The 18,055-nt window shown below is 67.3% G+C and carries 19 protein-coding genes; 5 read left to right on the top strand and 14 right to left on the bottom strand.

The features are described 5' to 3' along the window. Window positions 1-18 precede the first annotated feature (18 nt). From ACVWWW_RS05105 to ACVWWW_RS05090, 4 genes are all read left to right on the top strand, one after another. Window positions 19-1,341: a chloride channel protein gene (locus ACVWWW_RS05105; RefSeq protein WP_081671995.1), complete on the top strand. Its 1,323-nt coding sequence runs from the start codon at window positions 19-21 to the stop codon at window positions 1,339-1,341. Continuing rightward, window positions 1,338-2,549, top strand: a complete 1,212-nt coding sequence (gene hutI, locus ACVWWW_RS05100) for an imidazolonepropionase (RefSeq protein WP_027082468.1) — start codon at window positions 1,338-1,340, stop codon at window positions 2,547-2,549. Before ACVWWW_RS05105 ends, hutI begins: the two co-directional genes overlap by 4 nt. Window positions 2,550-2,577: 28 nt before the next feature. After that, a complete protein-coding gene (locus ACVWWW_RS05095; protein ID WP_027082467.1) occupies window positions 2,578-3,798 on the top strand; it encodes a dipeptidase in 1,221 nt (406 codons plus the stop codon). Between the two features lie 220 nt (window positions 3,799-4,018). Then, entirely contained in the window at window positions 4,019-5,035 is a 1,017-nt protein-coding gene (locus ACVWWW_RS05090; protein ID WP_196804338.1) for an extracellular catalytic domain type 1 short-chain-length polyhydroxyalkanoate depolymerase, read from the top strand. A 78-nt stretch (window positions 5,036-5,113) separates the two neighbouring features. On the opposite strand, the gene ACVWWW_RS05085 is transcribed toward ACVWWW_RS05090, so the two are convergent. The 8 genes from ACVWWW_RS05085 to ACVWWW_RS05050 all read right to left on the bottom strand — a co-directional run bounded on the left by ACVWWW_RS05085 (window position 5,114) and on the right by ACVWWW_RS05050 (window position 11,405). Next, window positions 5,114-5,305, bottom strand: coding sequence for a 30S ribosomal protein THX (locus tag ACVWWW_RS05085; RefSeq protein WP_027082466.1), 192 nt, complete (start codon window positions 5,303-5,305; stop codon window positions 5,114-5,116). Between the two features lie 128 nt (window positions 5,306-5,433). Next, window positions 5,434-5,865, bottom strand: a complete 432-nt coding sequence (locus ACVWWW_RS05080; protein WP_027082465.1) for a MerC domain-containing protein — start codon at window positions 5,863-5,865, stop codon at window positions 5,434-5,436. A 35-nt stretch (window positions 5,866-5,900) separates the two neighbouring features. Then, a complete protein-coding gene (locus ACVWWW_RS05075; protein ID WP_196804337.1) occupies window positions 5,901-6,701 on the bottom strand; it encodes a metal ABC transporter permease in 801 nt (266 codons plus the stop codon). Further along, window positions 6,698-7,597, bottom strand: a complete 900-nt coding sequence (locus ACVWWW_RS05070) for a metal ABC transporter solute-binding protein, Zn/Mn family (RefSeq protein WP_027082464.1) — start codon at window positions 7,595-7,597, stop codon at window positions 6,698-6,700. The genes ACVWWW_RS05075 and ACVWWW_RS05070 overlap by 4 nt, the downstream gene beginning before the upstream one ends. An 11-nt stretch (window positions 7,598-7,608) precedes the next feature. Further along, complete coding sequence (locus ACVWWW_RS05065; RefSeq protein ID WP_051234927.1) at window positions 7,609-9,102, bottom strand: hypothetical protein; 1,494 nt, start codon at window positions 9,100-9,102, stop codon at window positions 7,609-7,611. Window positions 9,103-9,187: 85 nt separating this feature from the next. Continuing rightward, window positions 9,188-9,682 (bottom strand): transcriptional repressor, encoded by a 495-nt coding sequence (locus ACVWWW_RS05060; protein WP_027082463.1) that lies wholly within the window; start codon window positions 9,680-9,682, stop codon window positions 9,188-9,190. Window positions 9,683-9,689: 7 nt separating this feature from the next. Then, window positions 9,690-11,096: a glutamate--tRNA ligase gene (gltX, locus tag ACVWWW_RS05055; protein WP_027082462.1), complete on the bottom strand. Its 1,407-nt coding sequence runs from the start codon at window positions 11,094-11,096 to the stop codon at window positions 9,690-9,692. A 57-nt stretch (window positions 11,097-11,153) separates the two neighbouring features. Continuing rightward, window positions 11,154-11,405, bottom strand: a complete 252-nt coding sequence (locus ACVWWW_RS05050) for a type II toxin-antitoxin system HicB family antitoxin (protein ID WP_036141753.1) — start codon at window positions 11,403-11,405, stop codon at window positions 11,154-11,156. Between the two features lie 211 nt (window positions 11,406-11,616). Between ACVWWW_RS05050 and lpxH the strand changes: the two genes are divergently transcribed. Beyond that, window positions 11,617-12,351, top strand: a complete 735-nt coding sequence (lpxH, locus tag ACVWWW_RS05045; protein ID WP_027082461.1) for a UDP-2,3-diacylglucosamine diphosphatase — start codon at window positions 11,617-11,619, stop codon at window positions 12,349-12,351. A gap of 16 nt (window positions 12,352-12,367) precedes the next feature. Here the strand turns inward: lpxH and ACVWWW_RS05040 are convergent, their stop codons facing one another. The 6 genes from ACVWWW_RS05040 to folC form a co-directional block, all read right to left on the bottom strand. Then, a complete protein-coding gene (locus ACVWWW_RS05040; protein ID WP_027082460.1) occupies window positions 12,368-13,174 on the bottom strand; it encodes a ferritin-like domain-containing protein in 807 nt (268 codons plus the stop codon). Beyond that, on the bottom strand, window positions 13,174-13,560 hold the full coding sequence (locus ACVWWW_RS05035; protein WP_051234925.1) for a ribonuclease E inhibitor RraB: 387 nt from the start codon (window positions 13,558-13,560) through the stop codon (window positions 13,174-13,176). Before ACVWWW_RS05035 ends, ACVWWW_RS05040 begins: the two co-directional genes overlap by 1 nt. A 1-nt stretch (window position 13,561) precedes the next feature. Beyond that, window positions 13,562-15,031, bottom strand: coding sequence for an amidophosphoribosyltransferase (gene purF / locus ACVWWW_RS05030; protein WP_027082459.1), 1,470 nt, complete (start codon window positions 15,029-15,031; stop codon window positions 13,562-13,564). 22 nt (window positions 15,032-15,053) lie between these two features. After that, on the bottom strand, window positions 15,054-15,602 hold the full coding sequence (locus ACVWWW_RS05025; protein ID WP_051234923.1) for a CvpA family protein: 549 nt from the start codon (window positions 15,600-15,602) through the stop codon (window positions 15,054-15,056). 2 nt (window positions 15,603-15,604) lie between these two features. Next, window positions 15,605-16,642, bottom strand: a complete 1,038-nt coding sequence (locus ACVWWW_RS05020; protein ID WP_027082458.1) for an SPOR domain-containing protein — start codon at window positions 16,640-16,642, stop codon at window positions 15,605-15,607. An 87-nt stretch (window positions 16,643-16,729) separates the two neighbouring features. Continuing rightward, window positions 16,730-18,004 carry a bifunctional tetrahydrofolate synthase/dihydrofolate synthase gene (folC, locus tag ACVWWW_RS05015; protein WP_027082457.1) on the bottom strand — a complete coding sequence of 425 codons (1,275 nt, stop codon included), beginning with the start codon at window positions 18,002-18,004 and terminating at the stop codon, window positions 16,730-16,732. Between the last annotated feature and the right edge of the window lie 51 nt (window positions 18,005-18,055).

Here is an 18,055-nt window from a genome sequence, read left to right as displayed (position 1 = left end):
CGCATGCGAGAATGCCGCATGGGCCGTTTCCATCATGACGAGGCCGGACTTGCCGTCCTGCTGTCCAGCGAAGGCTGGAGGCGCCGCATCGCACTGTGGGGCGGCGCGCTTGCCGTCGCGCTCGCGGCAATCGTGTTCGCCAAGGCGGCCGACGCCGCATTCGGGCTGTTCCAGCGCGCGCTCGCGTTCTCGCCTTACGCCGCATTGATCGTGACGCCCATCGTTCTCGGCGGCTGCGCGTGGGCGACGTCGCGCGGCCTGCAAGCGACGCGCGGCAGCGGCATCCCGCAGGTCATCGCGTCGCTCGATCTTCCTGACGACCGCCGCGTCGAGCATGTCTCGCTGCGCGTATCGATCGCGAAACTCGTGTTGACGACGCTCGGGCTCGCGGGCGGTGCATCGATCGGTCGCGAAGGGCCGAGTGTGCATCTCGGCGCCGGCATCATGTACGCGGTCGGCCGCGCTATGGGCTTTCGCGATCCCGAACAGGGCGCGCGATTCCTGCTCGCAGGCGGCGCGGCCGGTATTGCCGCCGCGTTCAATACGCCGCTCGCAGGCGTCGTGTTCGCGATCGAAGAACTCAGCGGCACGTTCGAACATCGCTTCTCGGGCACGTTGCTGACCGCGGTGCTGGTGGGTGGCGTGGTGTCGCTCGGTCTGCTCGGCAGCTACACGTATTTCGGACACGTCAGCACGTCGCTTCCGCTTGGGCAGGGCTGGCTCGCCGTCGTGCTCTGCGGCGTGGTCTGCGGTTTGGCCGGCGGTGGTTTCAGCCGGCTGCTGCTGGCCGCGGTCGACGGCCGCCCGCGCGCGCTTGGCGCGTTGCGTGCGCGTCATCCGGTGCTGCTCGCCGTGCTCTGCGGCCTCGTACTCGCGCTGCTCGGCCTCGCGTTCGGCAACGGCATGTTCGGCACCGGCTACGCGCAGGCGCGCGAGCTGCTGCAGGGCGGCGGCATCGATCGCACGTTCGGCCCGGCCAAGCTGGTCGCGAACCTGGTGTCCTACGTCGCCGGCATCCCGGGTGGACTGTTCTCGCCTGCGCTCGCAGTCGGCGCGGGCCTGGGCCACGACCTCTCGCTGCTATTGCCCGGCGTCTCGCCGACCGCGGTCGTGCTGCTCGGCATGTGCGCCTACCTCACGGGCGTCACGCAGGCGCCGCTGACCTCGGCCGTGATCTGCATGGAGCTGACCGACAATCGCCTCATGCTGCTTCCCATCCTCGGCACCGTGCTGATCGCGCGTGCCGCGTCGTCGCTGGTCTGCCATGTACCGGTGTACAAGGCGCTCGCGCATCGGCTGGTCGCATCGATGGCGCCCGCTGCACCGGCCGAGCCCGCATGACGACGCCGATGTTCGACGGAATGATCGTCGGTGCGTCGCTCGCCACGCTCGATGGCGACAACTACGGCGCGATCGAGGACGGCGTCATCGCGTGGCGCGACGGTTTGATCGCGCATGTCGGACCACGTAATTCGCTGCACGGCGACCCGGCGTCGCTGGCTCGCGAGGTGATCGAAGCGCGCGGCTGGATCACGCCTGCTCTCGTGGACTGCCATACGCATGCCGTGTTCGCCGGCGATCGCGCGACCGAATTCGAAATGCGTCTTCAGGGTGCGACGTACGAACAGATCGCACGCGCCGGCGGCGGCATCCTCTCGACCGTGCGTGCCGTGCGGGGCGCCAACGAAGACGCGTTGTACGCGCAGTCGAAGCCGCGCATCGATGCGCTGCGCGCCGACGGTGTCACTACAATCGAGATCAAATCCGGCTACGGGCTGGACTTCGAGAACGAACGCAAGATGCTGCGGGCCGCGCGTCGCTTCAACGATGCGGGCCTCACCGTGCGTACGACGTATTTGGCTGCACACGCCTTGCCGCCGGAATATGCCGGTCGCGCGGACGAGTACATCGACGCCGCGATCGACTGGCTACCGAAGCTGCATGCGGAAGGCCTCGTCGATGCCGTCGATGCGTTCTGCGAAGGCATCGGTTTCTCGCCCGATCAGACGCGCAGGTTGTTCGAATGCGCGCGTTCGCTCGGGCTACCGGTCAAGCTGCATGCGGATCAACTGAGCGACCTCGGTGGCGCTGGCATCGCTGCCGAATTCGGTGGCCTGTCGGCCGACCATGTCGAGCACACCAGCGACGCCGGCGTCGAAGCTATGGCGCGTGCTGGAACGGTCGCCGTATTGCTGCCCGGTGCCTTCCACGTTCTGCGCGAAACGAAGCTGCCGCCGCTGGACGCATTTCGCGAGCACGGCGTGCCGATGGCGATCGCGACCGACTGCAATCCCGGCACGTCGCCATTGCTATCGCTGCGCCAGGCCATGCAGCTCGCCTGCACGCACTTCCGCCTGACGCCCGAAGACGCGTTGCGCGGCGCGACCGTGCATGCGGCGCGCGCGCTCGGGCTCGCCGACCGTGGCACGCTGCGCGTCGGCCTGCGTGCCGACTTCGCGCTGTGGCGCATCGCGCATCCCGCCGAGCTCTGCTACTGGCTCGGCGGCGACCTGCTCGACGCGCGCTACGTCGCCGGAATACGTTGCTGATCGATCCATCCACCTGCTGGAGAACGCGATGCGCCCGTCCGCCCTGCCCTGCCTTCTCCTGCTGATTCCTTCGCTCGCATGCGCGGCTCACAAGCGCGCGCCCGCATCGCAGTTCGTGCAGGACGCGCTGATCGTCGACACGCATATCGATGCGCCGACGGAACTGCTGAAGTCGTGGCGCGACCTCTGCAATGAAACGCCCGACCGCGAGTTCGATGCGACCAAAGCGTCCCGCGGCGGGCTCGATGTCGCGTTCATGTCGATCTACACGTCGCCGGAAGAAGATGCCAGCGGTGTCGCGCGGCAGAAGGCGCACATGGAAATCGACGCGGTTGAAGCGATGGCGGCGCGCTGCAGCGATCGATTCGCGCTCATCAGCGACCCCGGCGATTACCTGCACCTGCAGGCGCCCGGCCACCGCGTGCTGCTCGCGCTCGGCATGGAGAACGGTGCACCGATCGGCGACGAGCTGTCGCAATTGCAAACGTTTTACGACCGCGGTGTGCGTTACATCACCCTCGCGCACAGCCACAGCAATCGCATCGCCGATGGCTCGTACTCGCTCGATCGCCCGTGGCACGGACTGAGCCCGTTCGGCGAGAAGGTGGTCGCCGAAATGAACCGGCTCGGCATCATGGTCGACGTTTCGCATCTGTCGGACGAATCGGTCGAGGACGTGCTGCGCGTGACCAAGACACCGGTGATCGCGAGCCATTCGGGCATGCGCCACTTCACGCCCGATTTCGAGCGCAACCTGAGCGACAAACTTGCCAAGGGCATCGCGAAGTCTGGCGGCGTCGTGCAGATAACGTTCGGTAGCGGATTCATTGACCCCAAGGCCGCCGCCGACACCACCGCGTATTTCCGCGAGATGGCGAAGTTCCAGCACGCGCAGACCGAAGCGAAGGCACGCGGCGAAGCGGTGGAGTCCTTCGACGAGTGGGACAAGGCCTGGGACGCCGCGCATCCGAAGCCGCCGACCACCATCAAGCAGGTTGTCGACCAGATCGACTATGCGATCAAGCTGATTGGCGAGGACCACGTCGGGCTCGGTTCGGATTTCGACGGCGTATCAGGCGCGTTGCCGGATGGTTTGAAGAGCGTCGCCGACTATCCGAACCTCGTGCAGGCGCTGCGCGACCGCGGCTATTCGGACGCGACGATCCGCAAGGTGCTCGGCGGAAATCTGATGCGTGTGTGGAAGGCGGTCGACGCCGCGGGTGCGAAGTTGCGCGGCGAGTCGTCGTAACGCGTAAGCCACCTGAAGTCGTCCCGCAGCGGAGGCTGGAACGATGACGCGCATGAGCTGACGCAGGACGAAAGGCGCGATGTCGACGCCCTAGGCGCGTTATTCGATTTGCGGTATCCGACCGACACACCGCGCGCGTTCGTCGGCCACGCGAGCCGACGGTCAACCGAACTCCGTGGTGCGCGTTGGACGGAACAGGTCCACTTCGCGGAAGCCGCCAATGCATCGCTGGCGTTACGTCGTGATCGCACTTCTCCTGCTCTTCGCCGCGGATGTCGTCGCGCAGGCGCGTGGCGGACGATTCATGCAGATCCTTCGCGCCCGCGCGGCCGAGCGCTCCGTGAACAGTCATGTCGTCAACGGTGGCGACCCACGCGCGACGCTCACCACGCCGGGCGATTACCGCTACGAAATCCGCCACGACGGCATCGTCCGCATGTACCGCGTACACGTTCCGCGCAGCTATCGAGCGGGTCATCCCGTGCCGCTGCTCGTCGCGCTGCACGGCGGTGGTGGCGACATGGACTGGCAGGCGGACGATTCGAAGTACGGGCTGATCACCGCATCGGAAGCTCATGGCTTTATCGCGGTATTTCCCAACGGTTTCAGCCGCATGCCGGGCGGTCATCTGGCGACATGGAATGCGGGGCGCTGCTGTGGTGCCGCGCGCGATCGCGACATCGACGACGTCGGTTTCATTCGCACGGTGGTCGACAACGTCGAGCATCAGCTCGACATCGATCGATCGCGTGTCTACGCAACCGGCATGTCGAACGGCGGAATGATGGCGTACCGCCTAGCATGCGACGCGGCCGACGTGTTCCGTGCGATCGCGCCGGTTGCAGGTACCGACAACACGACACATTGCACGCCATCGCGACCTGTCGCTGTCGCGCATTTCCACGCTCGCAACGACGACCACGTGCTGTTCGACGGCGGCGCAGGGCCCGGTGCGTTCCGGGACACATCGATGGTTACCGACTTCACGTCAGTGCCGGCGACGATCGACCGGTGGTCGCGCCATGACGGTTGCCGCGCACCGCCGCGCCGCGTGCTCAGCGTGCCCGGTGCGTACTGCGAACTGCGCACGCCGTGCGATGGCGGAGCGAAAGTGCAGCTATGCGTCACCGAGACGGGCGGACATTCCTGGCCGGGCGGTCACAAGGACCGCGGCGAAGTGGCGTCGCAGGCGATCCCGGCGAACGACGTGATGTGGCGGTTCTTCGACTCGCTCTAGCGCTGCAACCAACGCGATTACCTGAAACGAAAAAGCCCCGCTTTCGCGGGGCTTTCGTGCATCCGGGCGGGCCGGTGCTTACTCCTTCGACGCGGCCTTCTTCACCGCGACCTTCTTGGTCGCCGGTGCCTTGGACACGGTCTTGGTCGCCTTCTTCGCGACCGGCGCAGCGGTCGTGCCCGTCGCGACGGCGGTCGCCTTCGGACGCGCATTGCCGTAGCTGGAGTTGTAGCGCTTGCCCTTGGCGGTCTTGCGGTCGCCCTTACCCATCGTGGTGCTCCTGGAATCTGAGATTGAAACGTCGGCGCCGCATATGCGGGCCTGCGGACGAGCCGCGTGAAGGATCGCGCTTGCGCGAGGCTGCGAAGCCTAGCACAGGCGGCCGTCGGCCCGGCCCATCAGGGCGTGCAGCAGTCGCCGTCGTGCAGGGACTGCAGGCGCAGATTCGTGACGTGGGCGAGCCCGACCAGCGTGCCGCCGAGCGTCATCGAGATGGCGTGCGCGATGGTCGAATCGTGCAGCGGCGCGTAGGTCACGCCGAGCCACAGCGCAGCGAGACCCGGCACCAGCAACACCAGCGCCCGCACGATCCGATGGCGCCGGTAACCCCGCACGAGGCTGTAGAGGCCGAGCACGCTGGCGAAGCTGATGAAGCCGAGTTCGAAGGCTTCGTTCCGCCAGGCTGCGAACCCCAGCGTCGGCAGTAGCACGATCAGCACCGGCAGCAGCGCGCAATGGATCGCGCACAGTAGGGAGCCGGTCGCGCCGATCCGGTCGAGGACAGGCCTCGACCGGGGGTGCGGCGTCGTGTGCTGAGGGGAAGCAGCCATTTGAAACACTATAACATTCGCCTGCGAACGGCCCGTCAATGCACGGCGACGGGCGCGGCGCCCTCGCGCCGGCCGCGACGCACCGCCGGAATCGCCTGCGCCAGCAGCGCGCAGGCCGCGAGCATCCAGACGATCAGCGCACCGCTCGGCAGGTCCAGCACGGCCGACAGCGCGAGGCCGGACACGTAGCCGGCGATGCCGATCGCGTATGCGGCGACGAGCTGGCGTTTGCCGGTCATGCCGGCGGTCGCGAGTGCCGGAACGATCAGGCTGGCGAACACCAGATAGACGCCGACGAGCTGCACCGATGCTGTGATCGCGAGCGCGAACAGCGCGTAGAACACCAGCCCGGCGAGCTGGCCGCGACGCATCCACATGAAAGCGAGCAGCACCACGGACAGGACCAGCGCCGGGATCAGCTGCGCGTAACTCACCCAGAGGATCTGGCCGACCAGCAGGTCCTTGAGGTGTTCACCGCCCTGCGGATTGTTCGCGAGCAGCAGCAATCCACCCGTCGCGGCGAGCGCGAACAGGGTTCCGATCAGCGGCTCCTGGTATTGCGGCCAGCGACGATCCGTCCACGACAGCAAACCGGCGCCGAGCAGCGCCGCAGCGGCCGCCGCGGCCTGCACGCCGTAACCGTGCTCATCGATGCCGAGGAACTGCGCCAGGATCACGCCGAGCCCCGCGATCTGCGCGATCGCGAGGTCGATGAAGATGATGCCGCGCGACAGTACCTGCCGACCGAGCGGCACGTGGGTCGACAGTACGATCAGGCCCGCCGCGCAGGCGGGCCCGAGGATGCTGAGATCGAGACCTTCCCAGTTCAACGTCACTTGGCGGCCTGCAGCAGCTTGGAGATGGTCGAGTCGAACAGGCCGAACAGATCCTTGGACTGCGCGTCACCGCCGACCGTCAGCGGCAAGGTCACCGCCTTGACGCCGGTGCGCTCGGCCAGCCAGTCGGCCGGCTTCGGGTCCTGGTACGCCGCGCGGATGATGGCGAGCGTATTCGCGGATTTCGTCGTCGCGATCAGGCTCGCGAGGTGCGCGCTGGTCGGCGGCACGCCGGGCTTGGGCTCGAGTGCGCCGATCTGCTGCATGCCGAGCCAATCCCACAGGTAGACCCAGCTGATGTGGTGCACGACGACCTTGCGCCCGGCGAGCGGCGCGGCCTGCGCCTTCCAGCGGCCCATCGCGGCCGTCCAACGCGTCTGGAAGTTCGCGAGATTCTGCTGGTAGGCGGCGGCGTTGCCCGGATCCAGCTGCGCGAGGCGCGCATCGAGGCGCTGCGCAACGATCAGCACGCGGCGCGGATCCATCTGGATGTGCGGGTTGCCTTCCGGATGCACGTCGCCGTTGGCGCGGTCGAGCGCGGTCGGGCGCTCGAGCGTCTTCACCTGCTTCGCCGCTTCGAAGTAACCCGCACCGGACGCGACCTTCGCGTTGCCGGACTGGCGGATCAGCTGCGGCAGCCAACCCACTTCGAGTTCGGCACCGGTGCACACGACCATGTCGGCCGCGCGCACTTTCGCGATCAGGCTCGGCTTGGCTTCGATGACGTGCACGTCCTGCAGCGCGGACGTACCGACATCGACGTCGACCTTGTCGCCGGCCAGTTCGTGCACCAGCGAACCCCATTCGGGTTCGCACGCGAAGACGCGCATCTTGGCCTGCGCGGGCGCGGCAACCGCACCGGCAAGCAGCACCGCGGAAATGAGCAAGGACTTCATGATTCGGTTCCTCAGAACTTGTGGGCGCCGTGGGCGCCGAGGCTGGTCTGGTACTGCACGGTCACGGCATTGTCCGTGTCCGTCGCGTTCGGTTTGTCATGGCTCAGCTGCAGGCGGAACAGGCTGAATTCGCTGTTGCGCCAGGTCGCTTCGACGGTGTGTCGCGTCGGGTCGGTTTCGCTCGCGAACGGACCTTCGCTGGCCGACCACAGGCGATCGAAGCGATAGCCGATGTCCCACTGGCGATTGAGTCGATACACGGCTTCCGCGTACGCGCCGCGACGATCGCCGTTCCACGCGAACGGCAGCGTCGAACCGAGCGGATCGGTGACCGTGCCATCGCGATGGTCGATAAGGTATTCGCTGCGCAGCGTCAGGCCGCCATCCTTGAAGTTGCCCTGCGGTGCCCACTTCCACGTGCCGTCGACGATGTAGAGCGTGCCGTCGCCGGTGAATCCGTCTTCGCCGTTCATCGCGTTCGAACGCAGCATCGACACGCCGGCCAGCCATTCGTTTTCCGCACCGACGTCGCCGCCGAGATGCGCGAACAACGTCTTCGTGCCGACGCCGCCATGGCCCGCGTTCGAACTCGGATAGTTCTCGCCGCGGAACGCTTCGCCACCGACTTCGAAGAACAGCGCGGTCGGCGCGACCCAACGCACCTGCACACCGTCGTCGCCATACTGGTTGCCGAGGAAAGCCTGGTACGGCAGCGGGCGATCGAAGAAATTGTCGGTGTGCGCGTGATGGCTGTTGAGGTAGCCGATGTTCGAATAGAACCGGCCCATGCGCACGTTCCAGCCCGCCGGCAGCGCGGTCGTGTCGATGAAGGCTTCCTCGACACCGATGTGGTCCTGCCCGCCTTCGCTCTCCGCCGTCAGCGTGAGCTGGCCGTAGAACTTTTCGTCGATGTTCGCGGCGAACGACACTTCGCTTTCGCCCAGCGAGAAACCGTTCGGTGCCGGGCGGCCGCCATCGACGAGCGGGAAGCCAGCGCGCATGTAGTTCGCGGGATCCAGCGAGTGATGCGTGTAGCTGCCGTTGAGGATGATCGAGATCGCCGGATTGAAGGCGTTCGGATTCGAGCTGCCTGAGCTACCGGAATCGGCGCTGGCGACGGAAGCAGAAGACGCAGCGGCAGCCGGTGCAGCGGACCCATTGTCGTCCGGTGCCGCGAGGTCGTCGTTCGCGGCAAGGTCGGACATGTCGGATGCCGCGGCCGGCGCCACGGGTGCGCTCGACGGATGCGTAGCGGTGTCGGTCGCGTCGGTGGCAGGCGCCGCCGCCACATGCGTCATCTCGTCGCGGAGCCGGGCGACCTCGGCTCGCGCCGTGCGCGCCTCGGCATTGGCCTTGTCCGCTTCGGCGCGTGCGGCCTTGGCTTCGGCTGCGAGCTGCGTGACCTGAGCCTTCAGGGCATCGAGCTGGGCCTGCGACACGCCGTCCGCGGCGTGCGCGGTGCCCAGCACGCCCGCAAGCGCCAGGACCAGAAGGGATTTCTTCATCGACGCCGATTCCGATTTTCAGAAGGTTATAACATTACGTTACGGACCCGGCGGTCATCCCCTCAATAGCCCGGAAGTCACGGATTCAGGCGGCAGCAGCCTCCGCCGCGCAGCTGGCGCACAGGCCGTGCACTTCCAGCGTCTGCGCGCGCGGCGCGAAGCCGAGCGCACGTGCGCGGGTGTCGAGCGCGCCGACGATCTGCTCGTCTTCGAGTTCCGTCGCGGCATGGCAGCGGTCGCAGATCAGGAACGGCACCGCGTGCTGCGCGCCGCCGGGATGGTGGCAGCCGACGAATGCGTTGATGGACGACAGCTTGTGGATGAAACCGTGCTCCAGCAGGAAGTCGAGCGCGCGATACACCGTCGGCGGTGCCGCGCCTTCATGCGTCGCCTTCATCAGCTCGAGCAGTTCGTACGCCTTGACCGGGCGGTCGGCATCGGCAATCAGGCGCAATGCGCTCGCGCGCAGCGGCGTCAGGCGAAGGCCGCGTTCCTCGCACGCACGCTCGACCTGCGCAACGAAATCATCGCCCGTGTGGACGTGATGACGCGGATCGGTGCAGTTGTCGTCATGGGCCATGCGGACCTCAGGCGTGGGCCGGCAGCTTCGCGAGCGCGGCGTCGATGCGACGCAGCGCTTCGTCGTGCCCGGCGAGATAGATGGTGTGCGCGATGTCGGGGCTCACCTGCGTGCCGGTGATGGCGACGCGCAACGGCTGCGCGACCTTGCCCATGCCGACGCCGCACGTCGCGGCGACTTCGTTCAACGTCGTGTGGATCGCATCGGGCGTCCACGCGGCGAGCTGCGCGAGGCGCGAGCGTGCTTCGTCCAGAGGTGCGCGCGCCGCAGCGGTGAGGTGCTTGGCGACGGCCGCATCGTCGTAGTTCGTCAGCGGCTGGAACCACACCGCCGCGCGCTCGGCCATGTCCTTCAGCGTCTGCACGCGATCGCGCATGGCGATGACGATGTCCGCCGGCGCGGGGCCGCTCGACAGGTCGTAGCCCTGTTGCTCGAGATGCCAGACGAGATGCTTCGCAACGTCGTCCGGCGCATCGCTCTTGAGGTACTGCTGGTTGAGCCAGCCGAGCTTCTGCGAATCCAGACGCGATGCTTTCGCGTTGACGTCCTTGAGATCGAACAGGCGCGTGAGCTCCTCGATCGAGAAGATCTCCTGATCGCCATGCGACCAGCCGAGCCGCACCAGATAGTTCAGCAGCGCGTGCGGCAGGTAACCGTTCTCGCGGTACTGCATCACGTCGGCCGCGCCGGTGCGCTTCGAGAGCTTGGCGCCCTGCTCGTCGAGGATCATCGGGAGGTGCGCGAAATGCGGCACGGGTGCGCCGAGCGCTTCGTAGATGTTGATCTGTCGCGGCGTGTTGTTGACGTGGTCGTCGCCGCGCACGACGTCGGTGATGCGCATGTCGATGTCGTCGACGACGACCGCGAAGTTGTAGGTCGGATAGCCGTCGGAACGGAAGATCACCAAGTCGTCGAGTTCGCTGTTCGCGAATTCGATGCGGCCCTTGACCTTGTCCTCCCACGCGACGGTGCCGTCCTGCGGATTGCGGAAACGGATCACGCGGTTCGCGTCGTCGCGATATGGAAGATTCGCGTCGCGCGCGGCGCCGCTGTAGCGCGGCTTCTCGCCCGCCGCCATCGCCTTCTCGCGCATCGCTTCGAGTTCGTCTTTTGTCTCGTACGCGTAATACGCCTTGCCCGCCGCAACCAGCTGCTCGGCGGCTTCGCGATAGCGGTCGAGGCGCTGCGTCTGGTAGATCGGGCCTTCGTCGTAGTTCAGGCCGAGCCAGTCCATCGCTTCGAGGATGGCGTCGATCGCGGCCTGCGTGCTGCGCTCGCGGTCGGTGTCCTCGATGCGCAGGATGAACTCGCCGCCGCGACGCCGCGCCTCCAGCCAGCAGTACAGCGCCGTGCGGGCGCCGCCGATGTGGAGGTACCCGGTGGGGCTGGGTGCGAAGCGGGTGCGGCTGGTCATGCGACGACTCGTCAGGCGTGGAACCGACGATTTTACGCTTGCCGTCAACGTGGCCGTTCAGCCCGCGGCGGACATCTCCACCATGAGCCAGTAGCCCTCATGGTCGTCCACCTGTCGCGGCAGCGCTTCCAGGCGCGTCGGCGTCGGCCAGCCGCTGGTGCGGGCTTGCGCCTGCACGGCTTCGCGGATCGCCTGCGTCAACGCCGACAGCCGCTCGGCCTCCGCGGTGCAGCCGGGAAAGTCCGGCAGCGTGGCGTGGTAACGATGCTGCGCATCGCGGCGAACAAAAGCGAAATAGCCGCGACTCATGCATGCACCGTGGCGCGTGCGCCGAATGTGTTGTCGTGCGTCCCCATGCCGACCGCCCCCCAAGGCCGTGACCGGTCCGCCGACTATACGCTCGCGGATCGCGGCGTACGCAGGGCGCAGATCGAGACGTGCGGCGCGTCGCATTCATGGATGCCGGCACGCCGCCGCCCCGATGGCCGAGCGCATTCGCACCCGCAATTACAATGCCGCGATGACTACGCTCTTCATCTCCGACCTGCACCTGGACGCCGAGCGCCCGCAGGTCACCGACCTGTTCCTGCGCTTCCTCCGTGACGAAGCACGCGGCGCGAACGCGCTGTACATCCTCGGCGACCTATTCGAAGCCTGGGTCGGCGACGACGATCCGTCGGAGGTCGGCAGCGCGGTCGCGAACGGTTTGCGTGAACTGGTCGACGCCGGCACGCCCACGTATTTTATCCGCGGCAATCGTGACTTCCTGCTCGGCGACGACTACGCGCGCCCGGCGGGCATGACCATCCTGCAGGACCCGTCGGTGCTGATGCTCGAAGGCCGTCCGGCGCTGATCCTGCACGGCGACCTGCTCTGCACCGCCGACACCGGCTACATGGCGTTTCGTGCACAGACGCGCGAGCCCAAGTGGCAGTCGGGATTCCTGTCGCAGCCGCTGGCCGCACGCATCGCGTTCGCGCAGCACGCACGTGCGCAGAGCCGCGATGCACAGGCCGCGCTCAAGGATGCCGGCACCATGGAAACGATCACCGACGTCGCGCCGTCGACCGTCGACGAATATTTCGTGCGCTACGGCGTCGACCTGATGATCCACGGGCATACGCATCGTCCGGCGATCCACCAACTCGACGTCAGCGGACGCGCGCGTCGACGCGTGGTGCTCGGCGACTGGTACGACCACGGGTCGGTGCTGCGCGTCGACGGCGACCGGATCGACCTGCAGGGCCTTGCGTAACCCGCCGCTGTGCCACTCAGTTCGCGAGTGATTCCAGGGATGCCAGTTCTTCGGCGTCGAACCCCGCTTCCAGTCGCGCCTCACGATTGAACGGTCCGTACAGCACGGCGCGCGCGTATTCGGCGAGCAGTGCCTTGAACGTCGGCTGCGGCTCAAGGCCGCGCTGCACGCAATGCCAGCGGAACCATCGACTTCCCGCCGCGACGTGGCCGACTTCCTCGCGCAGGATCACGTCGAGGATGTCGGCGGTCGCATCGTCACCGCGCTGGCGCAGCTTCACGATCATTCCCGGCGTCACATCCAGCCCGCGCGCTTCGAGCACGCGCGGCACCAGCGCCATGCGCGCGAGGCCATCGTGCGCGGTCTTTTCGGCCATTTCCCACAGGCCGTTGTGCGCGTCGAAATCGCCGTAGTCGCAGCCGAGATCACGCAGGCGTCCGCGCAGCATCGTGAAATGACGTGCTTCATCGTTCGCGACGGATGCCCAGTCGGCATAGAACTGCGCGGGCATAGCGCGGTAGCGGTAAACGGCATCCCAAGCGAGGTCGATCGCGTTGAACTCTATGTGCGCGATGGCGTGCACGAATGCGGCAAGGCCTTCGTTAGTGCCGAAACCACGCTTCGGGAGGTCACGTGCGGATACAAGGCGCGGACGCTCGGGGCGGCCGGGCATTTCGACCGGTCGAGGTGCAGGCGAGTCCGCACGCGGTGCAAGCTCGCCACGCGAGAAGCGTTCGAATGTTTCGAACGAACGCGCGACTTTGTCCTCGGGCGTCGCCGCGCGCAGGCAGGCGTGCGCGGCGTCATGCAGGTCCGCGTGCATCACGCGTCCGCGTCGTCGCCCGAGTCGTCCGTTTCTTCGGGACCGGCGGCGCGCGAGCACTCCCAGCCATCGGGATAGCCGCCGAACGATTCAGCCAGCACCGTCAGATCGCGCTCGAGCTTCGTGATGTCCGCGTGCTTGGCGGCCATGTGGCGGCTCGCGGTGACCTGCCAGATGCCTTCCTCGTCGATCGCAGGCGCGGTGAGCAGCAGGTCCGGCAATTGATTGGCAGCGTCGGTGAATGCGCGTGCCGCACTTTCCTCGCCGAACACCAGATGGAAATCGATCTCGCGCGGGATCGTGAGGTCGTCGCCGTCCTCCACCATCGCGCGCAGTACGTCGCCGTTCTCGTCATCCGGAATCATCACGAGTTGCAGCGACTTCATGTCACGCCACCTTCCGCGCCTGCTTGGCGGCGTCCGAACGCAGCTGCTTAATGCGCTCGAAATAGCCGGGCTCGACGCCGGTCACGTAGTCGCCGTTGAAGCACGACGAATCGAACGCGTCGATACGGTGCTTCGGGCCGGACACCGCTTCTTCGAGATCCGAGAGGTCCTGGTAGATCAGCCAGTCGCAGCCCAGCAGCTGCTGCACTTCGTCATCGGTGCGATCGTGCGCGACGAGTTCGTCGGCCGACGGCATGTCGATGCCGTAGATGTTGGGGAAGCGCACCGGCGGCGCAGCGGACGCGAGGTAGACCTTCGCAGCACCGGCGTCGCGCGCCATCTGCACAATCTGCTTGGACGTGGTGCCGCGGACGATCGAGTCGTCGACCAGCAGCACGTTGCGGCCGCGGAATTCCAGCGGAATCGGATTGAGCTTGCGACGCACCGATTTCGCGCGCTCGCCCTGCCCCGGCATGATGAAGGTGCGGCCAACGTAACGATTCTTGATGAAGCCTTCGCGGTACTTCACGCCAAGCACGTTGGCGATTTCCAGCGCCGCATCGCGTGAGGTATCGGGAATCGGGATGACGACGTCGATATCGTGATCGGGTCGCAGGCGAAGGATCTTTTCGCCGAGTTTCTGGCCCATGCGCATGCGCGCCTTGTGCACCGACACGTCGTCCATCATTGAATCGGGGCGCGCGAAATAGACGTATTCGAAGATGCACGGTGTCGCCGCGCGTTCTTCGGCGCAGGCGCGCGCATGCAGCGTGCCATCGGCGGTGACGACGATGCCCTCGCCCGGCCGCACGTCGCGCAGGCGCTCATAACCGAGCAGGTCGAGTGCTACGGATTCAGATGCGACCGCATATTCGTCGCGACCGTTGCTGGTGCGCTTGCCGAGCACCAACGGACGAATGCCGTGCGGATCGCGGAACGCGACCAGCCCGAAACCGAGCACCGTCGCGACCACCGCATAGCCGCCGATGCAGCGGCGGTGCACGCCTTCGACCGCCTTGAACACGGACTCGGGCGACAGCACGCCCTGCGTGTCGAGCTCATGCGCGAACACGTTGAGCAGCACTTCGGAATCGGACTCGGTGTTGACGTTGCGCTTGTCCTGCTCGAACACCTCGCGACGCAGCGCGTCGGTGTTGATCAGGTTGCCGTTGTGCGCCAGCGCGATGCCGTACGGCGAGTTCACGTAGAACGGCTGCGCTTCGTCGCAACCGGCGCTGCCCGCCGTGGGATAGCGGCAGTGGCCGATGCCGAAGTTGCCGTGCAGCAGCTGCATCGCCGCCTCGTCGAACACGTCGCTGACCAGGCCGTTGCCCTTGTGCACGCGGATGCGCATGCCGCTGGCGGTGGCGATGCCCGCGGCATCCTGGCCGCGATGCTGGAGCACGGTCAGCCCGTCGTAGAGCTGCCCTGCGACGTCGCTTTGGCCGACGATTCCGATGATGCCGCACATGAGTTCGGTGTCCTGCAGAAGATCAGACGGGAAGCCCCGGTAATGGGGGCGGTTCCGGGAGGTTTCGAGCGGGCGTGGCGCCGTCGAGATCGACGCGTTCACGCGCCCACGCCGGCAGCCACGTCGCCATCCAACGCGCGCCGGGCTTGAACAGCGGCACCAGCGTCGACGCCTGCCACGGTCGCTGGCGCGGAATAGCGGTGAATCCGAGCAGCAGTACGACTGTGCAGGCCATCGCGATGCCACGAACGCTGCCGAGCGCGAGGCCGAGCATGCGATCGACGCCATCGAGGCCCGCGGCCTTGAGCGCGCGTCGCATCAGGAAAGCGATGACTGCGACGCCGATCGACGTCGCGACGAAACAGGCTGCGTATCCGGCGAATACCTGCACCGGCGTCGGACCCGCTGGCCCCGCGATCGCATGCGCGACGCTGCCGCCGAGCAGCAGAGCGACGCTACCGCCAAGCAGCCATGCCGCAAACGACGCGACCACGCCAACGAAGCCGCGCATCAGGCCCGTCAGCGCGGAGACGCCGAGGATCGCGAGCAGCAGCCAGTCGAGCGCGCTCATCGTCAGGGATGCGGTCGCACGATGCCGCTGACGCCGACCTTGGACGCGACCTGCGTGCGCAATGCATCGGCCGCAGCGCGATCCGGAACCGGCCCGACGCGAACGCGGCTGAGGTCGCCGTGGTCGGTGTGCACTTTTTCGACGAAGGCGGGGAAGCCGGCGTTGCGTGCGCGATCGCGGAGGCGTGTGGCTTCGTCGGCATCAGCGAACGCGCCGAGCTGGACGGCGAAACCGACGTTCGATGCGGCGGGTGCGGTCGTCGCGACGGTCGCGGCCGCAGGCGTTGCGGCCGTCGGTGCTGGCGGCGTCGCGGGCTTGGGCGGTGTGGTCGCAGCCGGTGCCGGTCGCTGCGTGCCGGCGGCGACCGTCGTCGACGTCGCGTCTGTGGACGGCGTCGCCCGTGCCGGCGTCGCAGGTGCTGCCGGCAGCGGCGCGGTGGTCACTGCGGGCGCGGTGGAGGCGATCGCCGTGGTCGTCGCGGCAGGCTTGGCCGGCGTCGCGGTATCCGCGTCGAGCACGACAACCTTTGCGTTGACGTCGCTGCGCACGCGGCCTGCGGCCAGGCGCGCGGCTTCGGCGTCGGCGGACGTCACGAACGGGCCGATGCGCACGCGATGCACGGTGCGCGTGCCGAGTGCGGTCGGTTCCTGGTACGCGGCGAGGTGCGCGGCGCCGAGCGCATCGATCACGCGCGCAGCGTCGGACTCGGTCGCGTAGCTGCCGAAGTTCACTGCGTAGTTGCCGGCCGCGGTGGCGGGTGTTGTAGGCGCAGCGGCTGGCGGGGTCGCGACCTCGGGCGCTCCGGCACCCGCCTCGACCGGCGCCGAGAGCACCGGCTTGCCGGTGGCTTCCGGCGCGAGCGGCAGGTCGAGCGTGCGCGTATCGCCGTTCGCTGCCTCAGGCGCCGGCGGCACCTTGAGCGGAACGCGCGATGCGCCGCTGTCGGGCGCGGGATCCATCACGAGAAGGGGCAGGAAGACCACTGCCAGGGCGACGAGCACCGCCGCGCCGAGCAGCCGCTGTTTCAGGGCAGATTCCATCGCGTCCGCATGCGGCGGGGGCGGCCCGCCTTGTCGCGGCGAATTATACGCGCCGGGTCCGGGCGGCCCCGGCCGCGCGACGACCGTTCAGCCGGCGGTCGCTCCCGCGTCGATTGTCCGTAAGGCGTCAGCCGCGGTGTGGAACGAGCCGAACACGAGAATGCGGTCGCCTTTGTTCGCTTGGATTCCGGCGAGCGCTGACGCCACGTCCGTCCAGCGCGTCGCTGTCGAAGCGGCGGTATCTGCAAGACGATCGGCGAATGCGTCGACGTCTACCGCGCGCGGCCCGTGGCCCGGGAGGCCCGCGATATGCCAAGCAGCGACATGGCCGGCAAGCGCCTCGACCACGCCTGCAGCGTCCTTATCGCCGAGCGCCGCGAACAACGCAATCACCTTCCCTTGGACTGGAGTGCGCGACAGCCATGTGGCGAGCTCTCGCGCCGCCTGCGGGTTGTGCGCAACGTCGACCACGTACTCGACGCCGTCGCGCTCGATCCGCTGCAGCCGCGCCATGACACGTGCATCGGCGACGCCCGCGACGATCGCATCCTCGCCGATCTCCAACGGACTCGACCGAAGCGCCGCGATTGCCACAGCCGCGTTCCGCAGCTGCGACGGCGCTGCAAGCGACGGCCGTGGAAGCTCGTACGTTTCGCCGACCGCGCGCCACGTCCACGTGTCGCCGCCGTCATTCGCATCGACGAAGAAATCGCAGCCGATCCGCAACGCCTTCGCGCCGATCGAATATGCATGGCGAAGCACACTCGATGGCGGGTCGTCGTCGCCCAGCACCAGCGGCTTCCACGCGCGCGCGATGCCGGCTTTCTCGAAGCCGATCGATTCGATGTCCGGACCGAGCCAATCGGTGTGGTCGATGTCGACGGTCGTGATCACCGCCACGTCCGGATCGACGAGGTTGGTTGCATCCAGTCGGCCGCCGAGCCCGACCTCGAGGATCGCTAGATCCAGCGGTGCGCGCTCGAACAACCACAACGCCGCCAGCGTGCCGACTTCGAAATACGTCAGCGTCGTGTCGCCGCGCGCGGCTTCGATCGCTTCGAATGCGTCGACGATCGACGCGTCATCCGCATCGCGCCCATCGATGCGGATGCGCTCGTTGTAGCGCAGCAGGTGCGGCGACGTGTATGCGCCAACCCGCAGTCCCTGCGCACGCGCGATCGCCTCGATGAACGCGACCGTCGAACCCTTGCCGTTGGTGCCACCGACGGTGATCACCACGGGCGCCGGCCGCGTCAGCCCGAGGCGTTCGTGCACGGCGCGGATGCGGTCTAGGCCGAGATCCACGCTGCGCGGATGTTGTTGCTCAAGGCGGGCGAGCCAGTGGTCGAGTTCGGACGTCATGCGCGAATTGTAGGGCGGGTCTTGACCCGCCATCGTCGAACGTACGCGACG

The organism is Lysobacter sp. HA18 (assembly GCF_054057595.1).
Note: the sequence above shows the minus strand (reverse complement) of the source record. Positions and strands in the feature narration are given on the sequence as shown.

Coding starts and splice junctions, on each gene's coding strand:
- ACVWWW_RS05105 (WP_081671995.1), top strand. CDS start 19: ATGGGCCGTTTCCATCATGACGAGGCCGGACTTGCCGTCCTGCTGTCC.
- hutI (WP_027082468.1), top strand. CDS start 1,338: ATGACGACGCCGATGTTCGACGGAATGATCGTCGGTGCGTCGCTCGCC.
- ACVWWW_RS05095 (WP_027082467.1), top strand. CDS start 2,578: ATGCGCCCGTCCGCCCTGCCCTGCCTTCTCCTGCTGATTCCTTCGCTC.
- ACVWWW_RS05090 (WP_196804338.1), top strand. CDS start 4,019: ATGCATCGCTGGCGTTACGTCGTGATCGCACTTCTCCTGCTCTTCGCC.
- ACVWWW_RS05085 (WP_027082466.1), bottom strand. CDS start 5,305: ATGGGTAAGGGCGACCGCAAGACCGCCAAGGGCAAGCGCTACAACTCC.
- ACVWWW_RS05080 (WP_027082465.1), bottom strand. CDS start 5,865: ATGGCTGCTTCCCCTCAGCACACGACGCCGCACCCCCGGTCGAGGCCT.
- ACVWWW_RS05070 (WP_027082464.1), bottom strand. CDS start 7,597: ATGAAGTCCTTGCTCATTTCCGCGGTGCTGCTTGCCGGTGCGGTTGCC.
- ACVWWW_RS05065 (WP_051234927.1), bottom strand. CDS start 9,102: ATGAAGAAATCCCTTCTGGTCCTGGCGCTTGCGGGCGTGCTGGGCACC.
- ACVWWW_RS05060 (WP_027082463.1), bottom strand. CDS start 9,682: ATGGCCCATGACGACAACTGCACCGATCCGCGTCATCACGTCCACACG.
- gltX (WP_027082462.1), bottom strand. CDS start 11,096: ATGACCAGCCGCACCCGCTTCGCACCCAGCCCCACCGGGTACCTCCAC.
- ACVWWW_RS05050 (WP_036141753.1), bottom strand. CDS start 11,405: ATGAGTCGCGGCTATTTCGCTTTTGTTCGCCGCGATGCGCAGCATCGT.
- lpxH (WP_027082461.1), top strand. CDS start 11,617: ATGACTACGCTCTTCATCTCCGACCTGCACCTGGACGCCGAGCGCCCG.
- ACVWWW_RS05040 (WP_027082460.1), bottom strand. CDS start 13,174: ATGCACGCGGACCTGCATGACGCCGCGCACGCCTGCCTGCGCGCGGCG.
- ACVWWW_RS05035 (WP_051234925.1), bottom strand. CDS start 13,560: ATGAAGTCGCTGCAACTCGTGATGATTCCGGATGACGAGAACGGCGAC.
- purF (WP_027082459.1), bottom strand. CDS start 15,031: ATGTGCGGCATCATCGGAATCGTCGGCCAAAGCGACGTCGCAGGGCAG.
- ACVWWW_RS05025 (WP_051234923.1), bottom strand. CDS start 15,602: ATGAGCGCGCTCGACTGGCTGCTGCTCGCGATCCTCGGCGTCTCCGCG.
- ACVWWW_RS05020 (WP_027082458.1), bottom strand. CDS start 16,642: ATGGAATCTGCCCTGAAACAGCGGCTGCTCGGCGCGGCGGTGCTCGTC.
- folC (WP_027082457.1), bottom strand. CDS start 18,004: ATGACGTCCGAACTCGACCACTGGCTCGCCCGCCTTGAGCAACAACAT.